This window comes from Sphingobacterium zeae, from assembly GCF_030818895.1.
Taxonomy (GTDB): Bacteria; Bacteroidota; Bacteroidia; order Sphingobacteriales; family Sphingobacteriaceae; genus Sphingobacterium; species Sphingobacterium zeae.
In genome coordinates this window covers 3,283,452-3,301,107 of record NZ_JAUTBA010000001.1, presented here as the reverse complement: position 1 = coordinate 3,301,107, position 17,656 = coordinate 3,283,452, and the positions used below count along the sequence as shown (strand labels likewise).

At 40.2% G+C, this 17,656-nt stretch carries 17 protein-coding genes and 1 pseudogene; 6 read left to right on the top strand and 12 right to left on the bottom strand.

What is annotated here, in order from left to right; genetic code table 11:
• Nucleotides 1-21: 21 nt before the first annotated feature.
• The 9 genes and pseudogenes from QE382_RS13855 to QE382_RS13815 form a co-directional block, all read right to left on the bottom strand.
• Nucleotides 22-357 carry a hypothetical protein gene (locus QE382_RS13855; RefSeq protein ID WP_307186421.1) on the bottom strand — a complete coding sequence of 112 codons (336 nt, stop codon included), beginning with the start codon at nucleotides 355-357 and terminating at the stop codon, nucleotides 22-24.
• Nucleotides 358-367: 10 nt separating this feature from the next.
• Nucleotides 368-613 (bottom strand): hypothetical protein, encoded by a 246-nt coding sequence (locus QE382_RS13850; RefSeq protein ID WP_307186420.1) that lies wholly within the window; start codon nucleotides 611-613, stop codon nucleotides 368-370.
• Between the two features lie 101 nt (nucleotides 614-714).
• Nucleotides 715-2,046, bottom strand: coding sequence for an NADP-specific glutamate dehydrogenase (gene gdhA, locus QE382_RS13845; RefSeq protein ID WP_307186419.1), 1,332 nt, complete (start codon nucleotides 2,044-2,046; stop codon nucleotides 715-717).
• A gap of 477 nt (nucleotides 2,047-2,523) precedes the next feature.
• Complete coding sequence (locus QE382_RS13840) at nucleotides 2,524-3,768, bottom strand: sulfate adenylyltransferase subunit 1 (RefSeq protein ID WP_307186418.1); 1,245 nt, start codon at nucleotides 3,766-3,768, stop codon at nucleotides 2,524-2,526.
• Between the two features lie 29 nt (nucleotides 3,769-3,797).
• Nucleotides 3,798-4,688, bottom strand: coding sequence for a sulfate adenylyltransferase subunit CysD (gene cysD / locus QE382_RS13835; RefSeq protein ID WP_307186417.1), 891 nt, complete (start codon nucleotides 4,686-4,688; stop codon nucleotides 3,798-3,800).
• Nucleotides 4,689-4,741: 53 nt separating this feature from the next.
• The gene (locus tag QE382_RS13830; RefSeq protein WP_307186416.1) at nucleotides 4,742-5,443 is read right to left on the bottom strand and encodes a phosphoadenylyl-sulfate reductase; all 702 of its coding nucleotides are present in this window, start codon (nucleotides 5,441-5,443) and stop codon (nucleotides 4,742-4,744) included.
• The gene (locus QE382_RS13825) at nucleotides 5,433-6,011 is read right to left on the bottom strand and encodes a precorrin-2 dehydrogenase/sirohydrochlorin ferrochelatase family protein (RefSeq protein WP_307186415.1); all 579 of its coding nucleotides are present in this window, start codon (nucleotides 6,009-6,011) and stop codon (nucleotides 5,433-5,435) included. Before QE382_RS13825 ends, QE382_RS13830 begins: the two co-directional genes overlap by 11 nt.
• A 2-nt stretch (nucleotides 6,012-6,013) precedes the next feature.
• On the bottom strand, nucleotides 6,014-6,772 hold the full coding sequence (gene cobA, locus QE382_RS13820) for a uroporphyrinogen-III C-methyltransferase (RefSeq protein WP_307186414.1): 759 nt from the start codon (nucleotides 6,770-6,772) through the stop codon (nucleotides 6,014-6,016).
• A gap of 12 nt (nucleotides 6,773-6,784) precedes the next feature.
• Nucleotides 6,785-8,891: pseudogene (locus tag QE382_RS13815) on the bottom strand (ferredoxin-like domain-containing protein).
• Nucleotides 8,892-9,039: 148 nt separating this feature from the next.
• On the opposite strand from QE382_RS13815, the gene QE382_RS13810 reads away from it, so the two are divergent.
• From QE382_RS13810 to QE382_RS13790, 5 genes are read left to right on the top strand one after another with little or no spacing between them, the layout of a single operon-like run.
• Nucleotides 9,040-10,008 carry a PstS family phosphate ABC transporter substrate-binding protein gene (locus QE382_RS13810; RefSeq protein WP_307186413.1) on the top strand — a complete coding sequence of 323 codons (969 nt, stop codon included), beginning with the start codon at nucleotides 9,040-9,042 and terminating at the stop codon, nucleotides 10,006-10,008.
• 1 nt (nucleotide 10,009) lies between these two features.
• Complete coding sequence (gene pstC / locus QE382_RS13805; protein ID WP_307186412.1) at nucleotides 10,010-10,906, top strand: phosphate ABC transporter permease subunit PstC; 897 nt, start codon at nucleotides 10,010-10,012, stop codon at nucleotides 10,904-10,906.
• Nucleotides 10,899-11,750, top strand: coding sequence for a PstA family ABC transporter permease (locus QE382_RS13800; RefSeq protein ID WP_307186411.1), 852 nt, complete (start codon nucleotides 10,899-10,901; stop codon nucleotides 11,748-11,750). Before pstC ends, QE382_RS13800 begins: the two co-directional genes overlap by 8 nt.
• Entirely contained in the window at nucleotides 11,708-12,517 is an 810-nt protein-coding gene (locus QE382_RS13795) for a phosphate ABC transporter ATP-binding protein (RefSeq protein ID WP_307186410.1), read from the top strand. Before QE382_RS13800 ends, QE382_RS13795 begins: the two co-directional genes overlap by 43 nt.
• A 54-nt stretch (nucleotides 12,518-12,571) precedes the next feature.
• Nucleotides 12,572-13,102, top strand: coding sequence for a hypothetical protein (locus tag QE382_RS13790; protein WP_307186409.1), 531 nt, complete (start codon nucleotides 12,572-12,574; stop codon nucleotides 13,100-13,102).
• A gap of 98 nt (nucleotides 13,103-13,200) precedes the next feature.
• Here QE382_RS13790 and bshB1 read toward each other — a convergent pair whose 3' ends face one another.
• The 3 genes from bshB1 to QE382_RS13775 all read right to left on the bottom strand — a co-directional run bounded on the left by bshB1 (nucleotide 13,201) and on the right by QE382_RS13775 (nucleotide 15,201).
• Nucleotides 13,201-13,932: a bacillithiol biosynthesis deacetylase BshB1 gene (gene bshB1, locus QE382_RS13785; RefSeq protein ID WP_307186408.1), complete on the bottom strand. Its 732-nt coding sequence runs from the start codon at nucleotides 13,930-13,932 to the stop codon at nucleotides 13,201-13,203.
• Between the two features lie 125 nt (nucleotides 13,933-14,057).
• Nucleotides 14,058-14,549, bottom strand: coding sequence for a glutathione peroxidase (locus tag QE382_RS13780; RefSeq protein WP_307186407.1), 492 nt, complete (start codon nucleotides 14,547-14,549; stop codon nucleotides 14,058-14,060).
• A 19-nt stretch (nucleotides 14,550-14,568) separates the two neighbouring features.
• Complete coding sequence (locus QE382_RS13775) at nucleotides 14,569-15,201, bottom strand: DUF4294 domain-containing protein (protein WP_307186406.1); 633 nt, start codon at nucleotides 15,199-15,201, stop codon at nucleotides 14,569-14,571.
• A gap of 152 nt (nucleotides 15,202-15,353) precedes the next feature.
• Here QE382_RS13775 and QE382_RS13770 point away from each other — a divergent pair, with 152 nt between their 5' ends.
• Nucleotides 15,354-17,573, top strand: coding sequence for a RelA/SpoT family protein (locus QE382_RS13770; protein WP_307186405.1), 2,220 nt, complete (start codon nucleotides 15,354-15,356; stop codon nucleotides 17,571-17,573).
• Nucleotides 17,574-17,656 lie beyond the last annotated feature (83 nt).

Genomic DNA, 17,656 nt, shown 5'->3' with positions numbered 1-17,656 from the left:
CTTTCGTCCTGTAAATTGAGGCTACATCGTTTCTTTACCGCCAAAGGTTATCAGCACCATACCGGAGATAATGACAAACATACCCAGTACCTGCATCCAGGTCAGCGGACTTTTAAAATACAGTGCCATGGCTAATTGCACGGTCAAGAAAGTGCCACCAGAGCACAAGGCGATGACAATTGGCTGAGATACATTTTTAAATAACTGTACAAGGAACCAGCTTGCAGACAGCAGAATAATATTTCCGACAATCAAAGCTGTCCATTTATATTTTGGATGTATTCCCCCGAGCTTAAATAGGATAGAGGAGATAATCTGGCATGCCCAAAATGCTGCAAAATATAGGTAATTCAACATAAGCTTGTTGTTATTCGTATCGACTATAAGCATTATTAAAGGATTGGCGCATCAATGCGAATTGGTCAATCACAGTTTTTAAAAATTCTTCATCAAGCAAATCAAAAACACCATTTACACCACCGATGATATCCATTTCTGCAATTTTATAGGATTGCTCTAAATTACCCTGCTCAAACTTAATAATGAATTTCTGGTTCATGCCAAAAATTGAAATCTTGCAATCAGGATGGGGGAGTTCAGCTATTAGTCTCATGTAAATGTCTTGTTTTTAAATTTGGTATAAAAGTATAAAAAAACGCCCAAATGCAATGCATTTGAGCGCTCGGGATTATGATATGATTAGAAAAAGGCTTTCTAGACGATACCTTGGGCTTTCATGGCATTTGCAACCTTGATAAAGCCACCAATATTGGCACCTTTTAAGTAATTTACAAATTCACTTTCCTTACCATATTTTAAACAGGTTTCGTGGATACTCTCCATAATGGTTTTTAAGCGATTGTCGACCTCTTCGGTACACCATTGTGTACGGATGGAGTTTTGAGACATTTCCAAGCCGCTGACAGCAACTCCACCGGCATTCGCTGCCTTACCTGGGGCGAAACTGATCTTTGCATCTAGAAATACTTTAATAGCTTCCGCTGTGGAAGGCATATTAGCACCTTCGGCTACACAGGTACAACCATTTGCCACTAGCATTTTAGCATCGGATTCGTCCAATTCATTTTGCGTTGCACAAGGTAATGCAATATCGCATTTAAATTGCCAAGGCTTTTGGCCTGGGAAGAACTGAGCATTCGGGTATTTGGATGGATATTGATCCAAACTTCTTCCTAATGTCGCTCCAAAGGCCATTTTTTCGGCATCAAAACCATCCGGATCATACAATGTTCCTAAACTGTTTGATACTGTGATCACTTTAGCACCGAGCTGTAATGCTTTTTCAACCGCGTAGAATGCTACGTTGCCTGCACCAGAAACAGTCGCTACTTTACCTTTCAATGATTTTCCCTGATGTTTGAAAATACAGTCAACAAAATACAATAAGCCATAACCTGTGGCTTCTGGACGTATATAAGAACCGCCCCACAACTCACCTTTACCGGTAAGAACTCCAGTAAAGTTATTTTGCAAGCGCTTAAATTGACCGAATAAATAGCCTATTTCACGTCCTCCAACACCAATATCTCCGGCAGGAACATCTGTGTCAGCGCCAATATGACGATAAAGCTCGGTCATGAAACTCTGACAAAAACGCATGATCTCATTATCCGATTTTCCTTTGGGATCAAAATCGGAGCCGCCTTTGCCGCCGCCAATTGGCAACCCGGTCAAACTATTTTTAAATACCTGTTCAAAAGCAAGAAATTTAAGGATGCTTTGGTTCACGGAAGGAGCGAAGCGAAGACCGCCCTTATAAGGACCAATAGCACTGTTCATTTGAACACGGTATCCGCGATTTACCTGTACTTCATGGTTATCGTCCAACCAAGTTACCCGGAAAGATATAATACGCTCTGGTTCAGTAAGTCTTTCGAGAATCTTTTGTTCGAAAAACTCGGGATGGTTTTCTGTAATGTAAGGAAAAAGGTCCTCGGTAACTTCTTTTACAGCTTGTAAGAATTCTGGTTCATTTGGATTTCGTTTCTCAACGATGGAGATAAAGTCGTTATAATTTTTTGACATGTTTTAATTAGTAAAATTTCCCTTTGGCTGGCACTAATTTATGTATTTTTTAACGAACAACCAATATTTGTTAATTATTTACAAATAATAATCTATTTTAATGAAATTTCATACTTTATATTTATCATTTAAAACCGATTATTTATTGCTGAAATGTATGTGCATTAATGTATTAGCCGTATTTTGTTCGATTTTTATTGGTAACAAGCGGACATGATTCTGTTTTGGTGTAAAATGATTCTGCTTTAGTGTAAAACCTATACCCTTTTTTAGCATAGTTTTGTTTATAATTTATATTATGTTAAATAGAAGTTTTGGATATGCTCCTTCTGTATCGATTCCATAGTATTTATGTAAATCAGCAGGTTTTAATAATAAGCCGAATACTGGGATGTTGGTTGTAATAAAAGGAACCCAAACATGGTCTGAGTTCCTTAATAAATATTTAGGTTGAATATTTACGATTAATCGTCTTTGTTAGTCTACAGCTTGGATCATCAATGCGCCGACTGTTAAATTTGTGCGTGGATCAATAACAATGGCTTGAGAATTTGCGGCATTTTCCTGTTGTAAATCAAATACCAGATTCTCAGCAGATTTAATGGCTATTCGACCGATATCATTTAGTTTGATCGGGTCATGATATATTTTTTCCTGTGTATTGATATCAAATTTGTATAACACATCTACGATCTTAACCTTGGTTAATTTGCTGTGACTTTGAACGAGGTAAATTTGATCCGTATCCAAAGGTTTGTTGTCAAACCAGCACAAATTTGCTTGGATATTACGTTCGAATTTTGGTGGGTTTTCCACGCTGGCAATTGTGTCACCACGGCTAATGTCGACATCATCGCTGAGATGGATAATGACCGATTGTCCACTTTCAGCCCGTTGAAGTTGTTGCCCGTTTAATTCGATGGCTTTTACTGTGCTAAAAGTTTCTGCTGGATAAACGATAACCTTGTCACCAACCGTCAGGCCCTCTCCTAGTACGCGGCCTGCATAACCTCTATAGTCGTGTAAATCATCGGTTTGCGGCCGTACAACCCATTGGACGGGAAACCTCCAACTGGCCGCTTCCTGTTCGTGAATTTCCACATTTTCCAGGTAATCCAATAAAGATTCGCCTGCATACCAACTCATTCTTTCGGACTTATGGACAATATTGTCTCCTTTTAAGGCTGAAACTGGTATGAAATCAATATCCTTAAGTCCGAGATTGGTCGCTAATGTTAAATAATCGGCTTTGATCTGTTCGAAAACAGAAGCGCTATAATCGACCATATCCATCTTGTTGACACAGACAAGTACCTGCTTCATCGCCAGTAATTTAGCAATAAACGAATGGCGTTTTGTTTGCTCTATTACGCCTTTACGTGCGTCAACCAAAATGATTATAAGATCCGAATTGGAAGCGCCAGTGACCATGTTTCTGGTGTATTGGATATGTCCTGGAGCATCGGCTATAATATATTTTCGGTGTTCAGTCTGGAAATACTTATAGGCTACGTCAATTGTTATGCCTTGTTCACGTTCAGCTTTAAGTCCATCCGTCAATATAGCCAAGTCTACCGTGCCATCGTCATTTTTTCGGTTGGCACGTTGTATAGCTTCCAATTGGTCGTCCAAAATGGAGTTTGTGTCGTAAAGTAATCGGCCAATCAAGGTACTTTTACCATCATCTACAGAACCGGCCGTTATAAATTTCAATATATTCATTGTTGTCAATATCAGGTATTTGATTTGAATTAAAAGTATCCTTGTTTTTTGCGTTCTTCCATGGCTGCTTCCGATACTTTGTCGTCCATTCTAGCGCCACGCTCACTTACCGTTGAGGCCTTGATTTCAGCGATAATATCATCTAACTCCGTTGCCGTTGAATCTACAGCTGCTGTACAAGTCATGTCGCCTACCGTTCTGAAACGTACGGATTTGCGTTCTACGACATCTTCTGCATCGATATTTAAGAATGAGGCGGCAGCCATCAATTGCCCATTGCGCGTAATGACTTCCCGTTCATGGCTGAAATAGATAGATGGCAATGCAATCTGTTCGCGTTTAATATAATTCCAAACATCGAGCTCGGTCCAATTTGAAATGGGAAACACGCGTACATTTTCACCTTTATTTATTTTGCCATTAAAGATGCTCCACAGCTCAGGCCTTTGGCGTTTCGGATCCCATTGTCCAAATTCATCACGCACGGAGAAGATTCTTTCCTTAGCACGGGCTTTTTCTTCGTCCCGGCGTGCGCCACCGATACAGGCATCAAAACCATGTTTCGAAATTGTATCGAGTAAGGTAACTGTCTGCAAGGCGTTGCGACTTGCATTTTTTCCTTTTTGTTCAACGACTTTCCCCTGATCAATGCTGTCTTGAACATAACCAACAATAAGTTTTTCTCCTATATCCTCAATCAGTGAATCCCTGAAAGTGATTGTTTCGGGGAAATTGTGACCAGTGTCAATGTGAACTAATGGAAATGGAAATTTACCGGGTCTAAATGCTTTTTTTGCCAAGTGGACCAGTGTAATGGAGTCCTTGCCTCCAGAGAATAATAGCGCTGGTTTTTCAAATTGTCCGGCGACCTCTCTTAAAATATATATTGCTTCCGCTTCTAAATGATCTAAATAGTCCATTCTCTGAAATAATAAAATTTGATTTGATGAATTTGGGTCTGTATTTCGCTATTTTATGATTTTACAGCGTGCAAACCACATTCTTTTTTACTTTGATCTTCCCACCACCATCGCCCGGCACGGAAATCTTCTCCCGCTTGTATCGCACGGGTACAGGGTTGACAACCAATACTCGGAAAACCTTTGTCATGTAATACATTGTATGGAATATAGTGCTCCTTACAGTACTTTTTTACCGCTTCAAAAGTCCAGTCAAACAAAGGATGTATTTTGATAATTTGATTGACCTCATCATATTCGATAAAGTCCATATCATGTCTATTGACAGACTGATCCGAACGTATGCCTGTTATCCAAACTTTCTTTCCGCTGATGGCACGTTGTAGCGGTTCAATTTTTCTGATTCTACAGCACTCTTTGCGGTTTTCTACCGATTCATAAAACGAATTTGGACCTTTCTTGCTGATAAAATCTTCCAATAACGAGTTATCAGGACTGTATGCTTTAATCTGCAATGGATAACGCTCTAGCGTACGGCTCCATAACGAATAGGTTTCTTTAAACAGTCGTCCAGTATCCAATGTGAAAAGTTGAATATCCAGATTATTTTTACCGATCCACTCCGTGATGATCTGATCTTCTATGCCGAAAGAGGTTGAGAAAATGACTTCCTTAGGAAACAATGAAGTCACGGTCTGCAGGAGCTCCACTCCTTTTTTATCTCCAATAATTTCTTTGAGTTCCTTAACGTTCATGACCTAATATATCTTTTGTATGCTCGTTCAACTTCTTTACTTTAAATTCGAAATCCCCTTTGAGCTGATCCCGATAAGTGCTCATGAGTGATAATGTTTCGTCTATTTCCTCCGGTAACAGGTCATTTAGCAACTCTTTCAAGCGCTTAGCTATCGTTGGTGACTTTCCGTTTGTGGAAATGGCGATTTTCAGATTTCCTTTTTTAACAATAGATCCGAGGTAGAAATCACACAATTCAGGTTTGTCTGCTGCATTAAACAGGATGTTATTTTGCCTGGTTAAATTACGCAGCTGCTCGTTGAGCTCCATGTTATTGGTTGCTGCAATGACGAGCTGCTTGTTTATCATATCCTCTGATGCAAATGGGCGGACGTATAGATCAATCTGCGGATACTCTTTTAATAATTGTGCAAATTCGGGGATGATTTCCTTGGCTACAATGGTCAGATTTAAAGCGTTGTCATTGGACGCCAAAGCCTCAAATTTCTCCAGCGCAACTTTTCCTCCCCCGACAAGTAACGTGTGGATCTGATTAAGTTTAATGAATATGGGAAAGAGTTGATTCATGGTTACAATGCTAATGCTTTTTCTTTAATCTCGTGAAATGAACGGTGTTTCGCGACAACATCACCGATTACGATGATGGCAGGAACTCCTACTCTTTTCTCTACAGATTCATCAAGAATATTGTCTATTGTGCCAAGTACAACCTTTTCATTCGGTAACGAGCCGTTTTGAATCAGTGCGATAGGCAGGTTATGTAAATTCCTTTCGCGGTAAATGGCTACGATTTCAGCCAATTTACCATACCCCATCAAAATCACTACCGTAGCGTTGGATTCCACCGCCAAATAAAGGTCCGATGATAATGAGCCGTCTGACTTTGAGCCCGTTATGACCCAAAAGCTTTCACTGATTCCACGGTAAGTCAATGGAAGTTGTTGTAGTCCGGTAAGACCAATTGCGGAGGAAATACCTGGCACAACTGCCGTTTCAATACCATATTGTTGTACGTAATCAATTTCTTCCCCGCCACGACCGAAAACAAAGGGATCGCCACCTTTTAAGCGGACAACATGGCCATAGTTTAAGGCGTAATCTACCAAAAGGCGATTAATTTCATCCTGTGAAGTAGAAAGTTGTTCTGCTCGTTTTCCAACATATATTTTGATGCATTCAGCCTGTGCATAATCCAGTAATTCTTCATTCACCAAGGCATCGTATAAAATGACATCTGCTTTTTCTATGGCTTTGATCCCCTTTAGGCTGATCAGATCCGGATCGCCGGGTCCTGCTCCTACTAATGTTACTTTTGCTTTTATTGACATATCTATTCCCTTCTACACCAATATTGGTTTTAAATTTTTGCGTTGATAGACTTCATTGATAAACTTTGTTGCTTCCTGAAGGTAGTTGATTGCAAAATGCTCCGTTGGTTCATTTTTACTCATCTGTAACACTAATTCCGGAAACGTTTGGCCAAAATTATATTCACCTGTTTCGACGAAATGTGCCTGGAACTCGTTGATGACGATATTTTGTGTGCTTGCGCTAACCCCTTTATCTAATAATAAGGCTTTTGCAGCTTGTACGAAGGCATTATAGGCATGATAAATCGCATCCGAGAATTTGGATTCTTGAAATGTTTCATTTGCCCATTGTAACTTCTCTTCCGCCTCGTAGATCAACGTGGCAACCAAGTCAATCACGACACCTGCACATTCGCCAACCCCGATTGCCGTCTGGAAAGTTCCTTCATGTCCCCAGTCGACAAATTCGTCCTCTGCAAGATTGGTTAAATCCGATAGTGGTTTTAAAAGATTATAAAAGTAATTTTTACTTTGTCTGTCGTAGTAAGCATGGAAATTTTCATTTGCTTCCGCATTTTTCTTATAGTCATTGAGCACCCATTCGACAACATGCAAAACTCTTTTTGTTGGTACTTTAATAATACGCTCGGCAACACGCCCTTCACCATTACCAATTGTTCCACCCCCAAGCATAACTTGCGCTGCGGGGACGACTTTGCCCGCCGCTTTAACCGAACTACCATGAAAGCCGATATGTGCCAGACCATGTTGGCCGCAAGAATTCATACAGCCCGAAATTTTGATTTTTAAATCGCGATTAAAGACGAAGTCCTGATGAAATTCGGCGATATAAGATTCAATCACCCGGGCCATTTCGGTACTGTTTGAGATGCCTAGATTGCAGGTGTCCGTACCCGGGCAAGTGGTTACATCCGCAGTACTATCGAAACCGACCTGCGTTAGATCCAACGATTGAAGTAATTGATAAATATGAGGCAGTGACTTTTCTGTTGCATATTTTAGCAGTAAGCTTTGGTTCTGCGTGATACGGATATCGTCCGCGACCAAATCCTTCAGACCAGCAACCAACGCGCGCGCTTTATCTGTACCGATATCGCCCGTGGATACCCGCACATAGACACCGTAATATCCTTCTTGTTTTTGTCCGAATGTATTGGTGTTTTTCCATATCTGATAATTTAAATCGCTGTCTAGATCAATAATTGATAGCTGGCTGTCGTCTGGTGATAAGGGTTGTTGGATTTTGGTTTGGTCGATCGGATAGCTTTTTACTTTCGTGGCGATTTTTTCGGCTTCAATTAAATTGAGCACTTCTTTCCAAGCCTAATTTCTGAATAAGGTATTTGAATCGAGCTTTATTTCGGTTATTTCTTTCGCCATAACGATCAAAAACACGAAGTGTAGCTTCTATATATGGGATTAGTTCATCTTCTGGTAGAAACTCGTTAGTTACTGATGCTAAGAAAGGCTGAGATCCCAATCCCCCACCCAATAGCACTTTAAAACCACGAATTTCCACACCATCAACAACTTTTAATTTTGGAATAAAACCAAGGTCATGAATATAGGAAAATGCAGTATCTTCATCACTGGCAGAAAATGACATTTTGAATTTTCGCCCCATTTCCGCACATACGGGATTGCGCAAAAAATATTCAAAGGTTGCCTGAGCATATGGCGAAACATCAAAAGGTTCCTTTGGATCGATGCCCGAAGTTGGTGAAGCAGTGACATTACGGACTGTATTCCCACAAGCCTCCCTTAAAGTAATGTCGTCTTCAGCTAACTTCGCCCAAAGCTCGGGAGTGCGGTCTAAACTAACGTAATGAATCTGTATATCTTGGCGTGTTGTAAGGTGTAAATTGCTGCTTGCATATTCATCGGATATTGCTGCAATTTTAAGCAATTGCTTGAAGGTAACCTTTCCAAATGGAAGTTTGATACGAACCATTTGAACTCCAGGTTGTCTTTGTCCATAAACCCCCCTAGCCAAACGCAACGATCTAAATTTCTCGTCGGCAATTTTTCCCTCATGGAACAATCGAATCTTTTTTTCAAGTTCGATAATTTCCTTTTCCACGATAGGGTTTTCTAATTCTGTGCGGAAGCTTTGCATATAACAAATAAAATCTATTGATTTGGTATTCTTTTCTCGATGTCAAATGTAAAAATATTTTTTTAATATTCTATAATATCTACCAAATTAATATATATTTGCCTTATAAAAATTAATATACAAAACCTGTAGACTATTAGGAGTAAAGATGAGAAAGCCTTTTATTGTGCTTATTTTATGTGTTTTAATGATGTTCAGATTGACTTCCTGCGCGCCTAAAGTGAAGAATGGATATACAGAGGAGCATGGTTATGAAGGTAATATTTCGCTATCGGGAGCTTTCGCACTATATCCGTTAGCTGTAGTATGGAGCGAGGATTTTAAAAAAATACATCCGAATGTTCGCTTTAATATTTCAGCTGGAGGTGCTGGAAAAGGAATCGCCGATGTGCTGACAGGTATGGTTGATATTGGAATGGTATCGAGAGATCTACATGAGCAGGAAATAAAAAAAGGAGCTATTCCGATTATTGTGGCAAAAGATGCTGTTATCTGTACGATTAATCCGGCCAACCCGAATTACCCAGCGATTTTAAAGCGTGGTTTGAGTCGCGAAGAATTGCTGAATATTTTTGTAAATCGAAAGTTTAAGACCTGGAAGGAAATTGATCCGCAGTTTACGGCAGATCCTATCAACGTGTATGTGCGTTCTGATGCCGCTGGCGCAGCGGAGACTTGGGCCAAATTTTTTGGTCATAAGCAAGAAGATCTGCAAGGTATTGGCATTTTTGGTGACCCAGGTATTGCGCAGGCTATTAAAGATGATATACATGGGATTGGGTTTAATAATATTAATTATGTCTACAATCTGAAAACCAACAAGGTTTTTGACCGTATTGCTGTTGTTCCTTTGGATCTGAACAAAAATGGACACGTTGAAGATGATGAGCAGTTTTATGGTACACTACCGCAATTGACCGAGGCTGTAGCCACTGGGAAATATCCCGCTCCGCCTTCAAGAGAGTTAACCTTTGTAACGCGAAATAAGACCGAATCACTTCTTTTGAAGGAGTTTATCTCTTTTGTGCTTCAGAAAGATGCACAGTCGCAGTTGCTTGAAAATGGTTATGTTCCACTAAATGAAACACTGATCAAAGAAGAACTTAATAAGTTATAGCATGCTAAATACTCGTCTCGTAAAAGATATCCTCGTTAAGCGGACCACTTTCCTCCTCTTGCTAGTATCACTTTCAGTTGTGGTTATTATAGCGGTTGGTTTGACGGTCAAATCGATTCCTTTGTTTGAATACAGTGATATTTTTCAGCTTTTAGCGGGTAAGCTGTGGTCACCGATGAAAGGGTCTTTTGGCTTTTTACCATTTATAGCCGGTACCCTTGCTGTTACGCTGATCTCTCTTGTAATTGCAGTTCCCCTGTGTATATTAACTGCTGTGTACCTAACAGAGTATGCATCTGATGCCTTGAAAAACATGATGCTGCCGCTGGTCAATATCTTAGCTGCAATTCCACCAGTGCTTTATGGTGTCTGGGGTGTGTTGTTTATTGTACCGTTGATTCAGCTTTACATTGCACCGATCTTTGGTGTTGTAACCGCTGGATATTCAGTGCTTGCCGGAGGCATTGTATTGGCTGTGATGATTTTTCCGATCATGATTTCCATTATGGTGGAGGTGCTCCAAACCATTCCTTATGACCTGAAGGCTGCCTCGCTATCTTTGGGAGCAACGAAATGGGACACGATCAAACACGTTATACTCAAAAAAGCTAGACCAGGGATTGTTGCGGCCATCGTGTTGTCTACATCCAGAGCTTTTGGTGAAACGATAGCGGTATTAATGGTCTGTGGAAATGTTGCAAAGGTGCCGACTTCTATATTTGATGCGGGATATCCTATCCCCGCCTTAATTGCGAATAATTTTGGGGAAATGATGTCAATACCTCTGTATGAGTCAGCGCTGATGTTCTCAGCACTGCTCTTATTTGTGATCATATTTATTTTTAATTTAATTTCCCGTCTCATATTAAGACGGCTGGAAGGAGGTCAGGGTGGATAATACGAAAAGACGGCTATTGAGCGAAAAGGTGGCTAAAGTTTTTATGCATCTTTCGGGTATAACGGTAACAGCCTCGCTGTTTTTTATAGTCGGCACGATATTGTATAAGGGACTTCCCTATCTCAATTGGGAAATGGTCAGTCAGCTGCCTAAAGGTGGATTTTACATCGGAAAGGAAGGTGGTATTTTAAATGCGATATTGGGTTCGCTGTACTTGGCTGGTGTTTCAACTGCGCTTTCTGCGCTGATCGGGATTCCGATTTCGTTATATCTGAATATCTATTTGGGCACGCAATCCAGGATAACACAGTTTTCCAAATTATTGTTCGATGTATTGTATGGCGTCCCTTCGATTGTGTATGGTGCTGTAGGTTTTGGAATTATGGTCTATTTGGGTATTCGGGCTTCCCTATTGGGGGGTATTATTACAGTAACGCTACTGACTATTCCAATTGTGGTGCGTACTGTGGACGAATTGATCAAGACCATTCCGGAAGATCTGAAAAATGTTACCCTTTCACTGGGTACCACCCGCTGGGAATTGGCCAAGGTAATGCTGAGAAGTGTTCGTACAGGTCTACTTACAGCTGTTTTATTAGCTTTTGGTCGTGCCATAGGTGATGTGGCAGGAGTTTTATTGACTACTGGTTTTAGCGATAATCTTCCTAAATATATCGATGAGCCGGCGGCAACATTACCTTTATCTATATTTTTTCAGTTAAGTAGCCCTATCCCCGAAGTACAGGGTCGGGCGTATGCCTCAGCTTTAGTTTTAACAATCATTATCTTAATTATTGTCGTATGCACTCATATCCTTCAATCGAAACAAAAGAATCGCCGATAGTAAATCCCTTGATAGATCCGCATATTGAAATAAAGGATCTCAACGTGTATATTGACGGACGTCATATACTGAAAAATATCAACCTTGCGCTGCCAAACAATAGTGTAACTTCTATTATTGGACCGTCGGGATGTGGGAAAACAACGCTTTTAAAAACGCTGAATAGGTTGGTCGACGATACTAAGGGGGTTGAAATAACCGGTTCCGTTCTGGTTAATGGTGAGGATATTTATGGTAAGAACGCCGAAGTAACGCATATCAGGAAGAAGATGGGCTTGCTTTCACAGAAACCTTATCCATTGCCCATGTCCATTTACGATAATGTCGCCTATGGTCCACGAATACATGGTACCCGAAGTAAGAAAGAGCTCGATAAGATTGTTGAAACGCAATTACGTAATGTTGCTTTATGGGACGAAGTAAAGGATCGTTTGAGTCACTCCGCTAGCGGGTTGTCCATTGGTCAGCAGCAAAGGCTCTGTTTGGCGAGAGGATTGGCTGTGGAACCTGAAATTATCCTTGGGGATGAATCCACATCGGCATTGGACCCATTATCGACGGCCAAAATTGAGGAGTTGTTGATCGAACTGAAGAAGGATTATACCATCGTCTTGGTGACGCATATCCTACGGCAGGCGCGACGGGTGTCAGACTATATACTTTTTGTTTATAATGGTGAAGTTCTTGAATTTGGGCCAACAGAACAGGTTTTGTTAAATCCCCAAAATGAAATTACCAAGCAGTATGTGAAGGGATTTATTTCCTGAGTGTAGCAAATGCCTTGGCATCGTCGTTCTAATGAGGATTTAAATAACTTAATTATGAAAAGTAGCTATTTTATTGCCATGCTTTTGGTCCTGTCAGGTTTTTTTAGTTCCTGTAGTAAAGATTTTGAATATCCTTCTGAATTTGATAAAAGTTATGAAGCTTATCAAAAATTTAAAAAGGAGAATGCTAATTCCTACCAGTATACTGTTACCAGCTCTTCCTGGACAGGAACTCACAGCGAAACCACAATAATGGTATTTAACGGTCAGGTCAAGTATAGATTATATGAAGCTAAAACACGTTTCGCAGATGGTCAAGAGCAGACTGATACTAAATGGGCAGAAAACAAGGACGAGTTAAACTCGCACGACGAAGGTTATGAAGCGTCTACGCTAGATCAAGTTTATGAGAAAGCAAAGAAGGATTGGCTGATAAAAAGAAAAGATTCGAAGGTCTATTTCGAAGCCAAAAACAATGGTCTAATTTCTTCTGCAGGCTATGTCCCCGATAATTGTCAGGATGATTGTTTCAATGGTATTCACATTAGCGAAATTAAAATCCCCATCAGTTTGAATAAGAATTAAATTAGATCACTTGTGCAAAAATAAAAAGTGGAATTATTTTTTAGAGGAATAATTCCACTTTTTATTTTTACTATAGTGCCTGATAAATATTCTATTCGCTACTTCAGATGAAATAAATCATCTACACCCAATATTTTTTTTGATGTAAATCCTTCGGCATATTTCGCCTGGATATAGCGTCCAAATTCGCGTGCCCTCGCAGCTGTTGATTCCATGAAATCGGGATTGGAAATATAGGTCTGCGGTTCATCCGGGTTCACATTTTCTCCGGTGTAAAATTGAGTTTTATAGGCGAGTACAGATTTTTCTTTAATAGGATAATAATCCGTTATATCAATGACAACATCAGGTTTGATGTAGTAGTCCTGTACAAATTGGAGTACCAGCCGAGGACGATAAGCATCTTGAGGGTGATTGTTTTGGTCAAACGTTTCCACTCTCCTCAAACCAGCTAGAAAACAGGCTTCGTTAACCATTTGTCCTGCCCTTCCGTGATCTGGATGGCGGTCGGTAATGGCGTTCGTAATAATAATTTCCGGCTGATATTTCCGGATAGCTTTTATGACCGCCATTTTTTCCATTTCGGCATTTTCAAAGAAACCATCTCTCAGTCCAAGATTCTCCCTAACGGTTAATCCTAAAATTTCTGCGGCATCTTTTGCTTCCTGAGATCGGGTCTCTGCTGTGCCGCGCGTGCCGAGCTCACCTTGAGTCAAATCAACAATTCCTACCTTTTTTCCCTGAGCAACATATTTTGCCATCACACCCCCAGCGCCTAGTTCAGCATCATCTGGATGGACAGCAATGACAAGTAGATCTAATTTTAGCATATAAATAATTCTCTGTTTAATTTATCTTCCCTTTTGATAGTAAAATCATCCCGTTTCAACGATGTATAGTGTTGCCGTTTAGAATAAGCTATAGGAAGCAGTTGCAAAGGTAAGCAGTTTAAAGATCACTCTTGTAAAAGACGTTCGATATTGTGGCAAATTTTACGTGATAATGGCGAAGTAATCGGATAATAGAAATCTATGACCTCTCCCTTTTTGTTGATGAGGTATTTGTGGAAATTCCAAGAAGGTTTGCTGTTTATACGTCCATTTTCCTGTTTATTGGAGAGAAATCGGTATAGCGGAGAAGTATACGCACCAACAACATGGCTGCGTTTAAAAATTGGGAAACTCACCTGCTGATTGATCCGGCAGAATGTTTCGAGCGTACTACCAGTTAATGGTTCCTGATTTCGGAAATTATTTGCTGGAAATGCCAGGATTTCGAAACCTTGGTCTTTGTATTTCTGATATAGTTTTTCGAGCGATTTAAACTGCCTGGTCAGTAGACATTGACTAGCGGTATTGACGATGAGCAGCACTTTCCCTTCAAAATCTGGGAGGGACTTTTTTTTACCATTAAACTGAAGCGCATCAAAGTCATATACTGTTTTCATCTGGTTTTCTTTTACTGGGTTACATAACAGGCTGAGGTCTCGATTTTTCGAATTCCCTTATAATATTTTCAATAGCAAAATCTTCTTTGGGGTCATACGTCGACTTTAGGTTGTGTCCAAATATTTTCGCCACTCCCTGGTAGAAAAATGCCGAAATGCCGCCTTTCATTTCCTTTACCATTTCGTAACCGGTATGCCCGGTATACCGATCGATCAATTTAATAAGTATTTTGCCTTGAGAAATCGTCATATTTTTGATTTCTCGATCAAACATCTGTTTGACATCATTTTCACACTTCTCCACTAGGGCTTTGTGTTCTTTTTTGTCCGCCGTCAAAGCAAGTTCTCTATCGAGTTGATCATATCTTTTTTGCGCATAGATTGCATAAGGTAGAACCTTCAGGACATTTCTTCTAAAGCGGAGGTATTCCCTGCGCGCTTCTTCACTTGACCAGGTCCTCTTGGCGACCACGGTGACCGTTGGTATAGGAAACCACGGTAGTATTTCACCCGTTGGCAATGTTGTCGTCATATAGCTATTTACGGTCTCCTGCGCTCCTTCTCCATAAAGAGGGAGCGTAAGCGATTGCGACTGTGCCCGGCTGGACAAAGTCCCTGTTAGAAAAAGCAAACAAAACAAAATTGTCTTCATCTGGGCAATTATATAACGCTTTTTAATTTGTCAATGCTATAATATTTTGGTAGATTTATTACAAAATAAGTTAGCTTGAAAAATAGTGTTCAAGAATACATTAACTAAATTACACAAATTTACTCAAAAAACATCATTTACCTGCAACGTTTATGAAAGATTATGTGATTGATATTGAAGCAGAAAACAAAGAGATAAGGAAACGTTACCGTGCATTGTTACGCGCCTGTAAGCCAACTTTACAGCGTGGGGATAAGCAGGAGATTCGCAAGGCATTTGACTTGGCATTGGATAGCCATAAGGAAATGCGACGCAAATCAGGAGAGCCTTATATCTTTCATCCAATTGCTGTTGCCCAGATCGCGGCCGAAGAGATCGGTTTAGGGACAACATCTATTGTGTGTGCGTTGCTCCACGATGTAGTTGAAGATACCAATGTAACATTGGATGAAATTGAAGAAATGTTTGGTAAAAAAGTTCGTCGCATTATCGATGGACTGACTAAAATTTCGGGAATTTTTGATCCAAATAGTTCCATGCAGGCAGAGAATTTTAGGAAAATGTTGCTCACGCTTGCAGACGATGTTCGTGTCATTCTGATCAAATTGGCAGATAGGTTGCATAACATGCGCACGATGGAATTTATGGCTCGGGATAAGCAGTTGAAGATTGCCTCGGAGACCAGTTACCTGTATGCTCCCCTCGCCCATCGTCTGGGACTTTATGCCATAAAATCGGAATTGGAAGATCTCTCGATGAAATATACCGATCCGGATACTTATAAATTTATCGCACGAAAACTGAATGAGAAAAAAGCGGAGCGTGAGCGGTTTATAGGTGATTTTATCGATCCCATCAAGGAGATATTGCAGGAACAGGGAATCAAAGCTTCGGTATTTGGTCGCCCCAAATCAATTCATTCCATTTGGAATAAGATGCGGAAAAAGTCCATTCCATTTGAAGAAGTTTATGACCTGTTTGCGATACGTATTGTGATCGATGCCGTGGATGAGAAGGAAAAGACCGAGTGTTGGAAAGTGTACTCCATCGTCACAGATTTGTATCGTCCTAACCCCGACCGGCTTAGGGATTGGATTTCCTCGCCAAAAGGAAATGGGTATGAGTCGTTGCATACCACAGTAATGGGGCCCAGAGGGCAGTGGGTGGAAGTCCAAATTCGTACCAAACGCATGAATGAAATTGCCGAAAAAGGGTTTGCTGCGCATTGGAAATACAAAGAATCAAATTCTGATTCTGGATTGGATCAATGGATCAAAAAGGTGCGCGATGTCTTAAGTAGTCCGGATCAGAATGCCATGGATTTTGTGGATGACTTTAAAATGAATCTGTTTTCGGATGAGATTTTTATCTTCACTCCGAAAGGGACGCTGATACAACTGCCCAACAATGCCACGGCTTTAGATTTTGCATTTGAAATTCACTCCGATATTGGGGCAAGCTGTATTGGCGCTAAAGTAAACCACAAACTGGTCCCTTTGAGTCATATTCTACAAAATGGTGATCAGGTCGAGATTATTACATCGAGCAAGCAGTCTCCTAAGGAAGATTGGTTAAATTTTGTTGTCACTGCAAAAGCCAAATCTAAAATTAGGTCTTCCCTGAAAGAAGAAAAGCGCAGAGTTGCCGAGGACGGAAAAGAGATATTGGAGCGTAAGTTAAAATCACTTAAAGTAACGTACAACACAGACAATATTAATAAAATTGCCAATTTTCTAAAGTATCCCAGTTCACAAGATCTGTTCTACAATGTTGCCAAGGGAATAGTGGATATGAGGCAATTACGAGAGTATGTTGCTCACGAAAAGGCCGCCGAAGTCAATGTAAATAACTCTTCTGGCAACCAATTTAACTCCCATATTGGTGGATTGGTCGAAAAGATCAATAAGAAGGAATTCGATACGATTTTGATTGGTGATGATATGCAAAAGGTGGACTATACTTTGGCCCCCTGTTGTAATCCAATTCCTGGTGATGATATTTTTGGTTTTTTAACGGTCAATGACGGCATAAAAATTCACCGTACGAGCTGTCCCAATGCTTCAAAATTGATGGCAAATTACGGTTATCGAATTTTAAAAGCGCGATGGGCCTCCACAAAAGATTCTGCATTTTTGACGGGTTTACATATTGTTGGTATCGATGATGTTGGATTGGTAAATAAGCTAACAACGGTGATTTCCCAAGAGTTTACGGTCAATATCCGATCGTTGTCAATTTCAAGTAATGACGGTATTTTTGATGGTAATATTATGGTTTATGTGAATGATACTGCTCAACTTGAAAGTTTAATGAGAAATTTGAAGCAGGTTAGAGGGATAACAGGTGTTAATCGGTATGAATCGGAAAACTAATCTTTAGCATTTGGATTCGAAATCGCGTTTAAGCACTTACCTTGCCCCTATTTTTAATAGCGGAAATATCAATCCTAATTGGT

Coding starts and splice junctions, on each gene's coding strand:
- QE382_RS13855 (WP_307186421.1), bottom strand. CDS start 357: ATGTTGAATTACCTATATTTTGCAGCATTTTGGGCATGCCAGATTATC.
- QE382_RS13850 (WP_307186420.1), bottom strand. CDS start 613: ATGAGACTAATAGCTGAACTCCCCCATCCTGATTGCAAGATTTCAATT.
- gdhA (WP_307186419.1), bottom strand. CDS start 2,046: ATGTCAAAAAATTATAACGACTTTATCTCCATCGTTGAGAAACGAAAT.
- QE382_RS13840 (WP_307186418.1), bottom strand. CDS start 3,768: ATGAATATATTGAAATTTATAACGGCCGGTTCTGTAGATGATGGTAAA.
- cysD (WP_307186417.1), bottom strand. CDS start 4,688: ATGGACTATTTAGATCATTTAGAAGCGGAAGCAATATATATTTTAAGA.
- QE382_RS13830 (WP_307186416.1), bottom strand. CDS start 5,443: ATGAACGTTAAGGAACTCAAAGAAATTATTGGAGATAAAAAAGGAGTG.
- QE382_RS13825 (WP_307186415.1), bottom strand. CDS start 6,011: ATGAATCAACTCTTTCCCATATTCATTAAACTTAATCAGATCCACACG.
- cobA (WP_307186414.1), bottom strand. CDS start 6,772: ATGTCAATAAAAGCAAAAGTAACATTAGTAGGAGCAGGACCCGGCGAT.
- QE382_RS13810 (WP_307186413.1), top strand. CDS start 9,040: ATGAGAAAGCCTTTTATTGTGCTTATTTTATGTGTTTTAATGATGTTC.
- pstC (WP_307186412.1), top strand. CDS start 10,010: ATGCTAAATACTCGTCTCGTAAAAGATATCCTCGTTAAGCGGACCACT.
- QE382_RS13795 (WP_307186410.1), top strand. CDS start 11,708: ATGCACTCATATCCTTCAATCGAAACAAAAGAATCGCCGATAGTAAAT.
- QE382_RS13790 (WP_307186409.1), top strand. CDS start 12,572: ATGAAAAGTAGCTATTTTATTGCCATGCTTTTGGTCCTGTCAGGTTTT.
- bshB1 (WP_307186408.1), bottom strand. CDS start 13,932: ATGCTAAAATTAGATCTACTTGTCATTGCTGTCCATCCAGATGATGCT.
- QE382_RS13780 (WP_307186407.1), bottom strand. CDS start 14,549: ATGAAAACAGTATATGACTTTGATGCGCTTCAGTTTAATGGTAAAAAA.
- QE382_RS13775 (WP_307186406.1), bottom strand. CDS start 15,201: ATGAAGACAATTTTGTTTTGTTTGCTTTTTCTAACAGGGACTTTGTCC.
- QE382_RS13770 (WP_307186405.1), top strand. CDS start 15,354: ATGAAAGATTATGTGATTGATATTGAAGCAGAAAACAAAGAGATAAGG.